Below are 2,036 nucleotides of genomic sequence, written 5' to 3'. Positions count from 1 at the left end.
TTCGCGCCCCGCAGGGCATGGCGGGCGGCATCCTGCTGATCGCTCTTGCGGCCTTGGCGCTCTTTCTCACCCGGGACCTCGATCAGGGCACCCTCAACGCCATGGGGCCCGCGATGCTGCCGCGCTGGCTCGCCATCGCGGTCGGCCTGTCCGGCCTGGCCCTGATCGCCTATGCCTTTATTCACGACGGGGAGCCCTTGGAGCGCTGGAGCCTGCGCGGCCCCTTCTTCATCATCCTGAGCATCCTGGCCTTCGCCGTGACGATCCGGCCGTTCGCGTTCGGACCTCTTGCGCTTCCCGGCCTCGGCCTGGTGGTGGCCGGGCCGCTGGGGATCATCCTTGGCGGGTACGCCACCCCCGAGGCCCGCTTCCGCGACCTCCTGATCCTCAGCCTGAGCCTGACGCCGTTCTGCATGCTGCTCTTCGGCGATCTGTTGAACCTGCCGATCCCGGTCTTCCCGCAGGAGCTCACCGGCCTCTTCCCGGCCGGGTGGTCGCAGAAGGCGATCATGCGCGCCACCGCCGCCGTCCTGATCGTGGCCGCGATCGCGGTCTTCTTCGCGACCCGCGGATCCCGGACCACGGCCCTTGACGTCGCCGACCACAGCGGGAGGATCTGATGGGTGACTTTCTGTCCAACCTGAGCCTCGGCTTCGGCGTCGCTTTGAGCCTGCAGAACCTGCTCCTCGCCTTTCTCGGCTGCCTCGTCGGCACCCTGATCGGCGTGCTGCCCGGCGTCGGTCCGATCGCGACCATCGCCATGCTCTTGCCGATCACCTTCGGGTTCGACCCGACCGGCGCGCTCATCATGCTGGCCGGCATCTATTACGGCGCCCAGTACGGCGGCTCGACCACGGCGATCCTGGTCAACATCCCCGGCGAGGCGACCTCCGTGGTCACCGCCCTCGACGGCCACCAGATGGCGCGCCAGGGCCGGGCCGGCGTGGCGCTCGGGATCGCGGCGATCGGCTCGTTCTTCGCCGGCACGGTGGCGACCCTGGTGATCGCGGCGCTCGGCGCGCCGCTCACCGGCCTGGCCCTGATCTTCGGCCCGACCGAGTACTTCTCGCTGATGGTCATGGGCCTGGTCTTCGCCGTGGTTCTGGCCCGCGGCTCGATCCTCAAGGCCATCGCCATGATCCTGGTGGGCGTCCTGCTGTCCACGGTCGGGCTCGACCTGGAAACCGGCGAGGAGCGCATGACCTTCGGCCTGGCGTTCCTCTCCGACGGCATCGATTTCGCCGTGCTGGCCATGGGCATCTTCGGCATCGCCGAGATCATGCGCAACCTCGATCACACCGAGCACCGCGACGTGGTGCGCCAGGCCATCGGCCGGCTGCTGCCGAACAAGGACGACTTCAGGCAGTCCTACAAGCCGGTGCTGCGCGGCACCATCATCGGCGCCATCCTCGGCATCCTGCCGGGCAACGGGGCGGTGCTCGGGCCGTTTGCGTCCTATACGCTGGAGAAGAAGATCGCCAAGGATCCGCGCCGCTTCGGGCGCGGCGCGATCGAGGGGGTCGCCGGGCCTGAATCGGCCAACAACGCCGGCGCGCAGACCTCGTTCATTCCGCTGCTCACGCTCGGCATCCCGCCGAACGCGGTGATGGCCCTCATGGTCGGCGCCATGACCATCCACGGGATCATTCCCGGGCCTCAGGTCATGACCAAGAACCCGACCCTGTTCTGGGGCATGATCGCCTCGATGTGGGTGGGCAACCTGATGCTGCTCGTGATCAACCTGCCGATGGTGGGGATGTGGGTGCGTCTGCTGAAGGTGCCCTACCGGATGCTGTTCCCGGCGATCCTGATGTTCTGCTGCATCGGCATCTATTCCATCAACTCGCTGCCGACGGACGTGATGTTCATCGCCCTCTTCGGCCTCGTGGGCTACACGCTGATCAAGTTCGGCTTCGAGCCCGCGCCGATGCTGCTCGGCTTCGTGCTCGGCAAGCTGATGGAGGAGAACCTGCGCCGCGCGCTCATTCTGTCGCGCGGGTCGCTGGACACCTTCGTGACCCACCCGGTCAGCGCCG

Annotated in this window: 2 protein-coding genes; both read left to right on the top strand. The window is 67.7% G+C overall.

What is annotated here, in order from left to right; genetic code table 11:
* Positions 1 to 620 (top strand): tripartite tricarboxylate transporter TctB family protein (locus tag ACS5Q0_RS27390; RefSeq protein WP_473129774.1); only part of this gene is annotated, 620 nt, incomplete at its 5' end.
* Positions 620 to 2,036: tripartite tricarboxylate transporter permease (locus ACS5Q0_RS27385; RefSeq protein ID WP_473129773.1), on the top strand; the 1,417-nt coding region annotated here is incomplete at its 3' end. The genes ACS5Q0_RS27390 and ACS5Q0_RS27385, both read left to right, overlap by 1 nt.

The sequence above is a fragment of the Microvirga sp. HS2 genome (assembly GCF_055792805.1).
The sequence above is the reverse complement of the archived record's forward strand: the minus strand, read 5'-3'. Positions and strand labels throughout refer to the sequence as shown.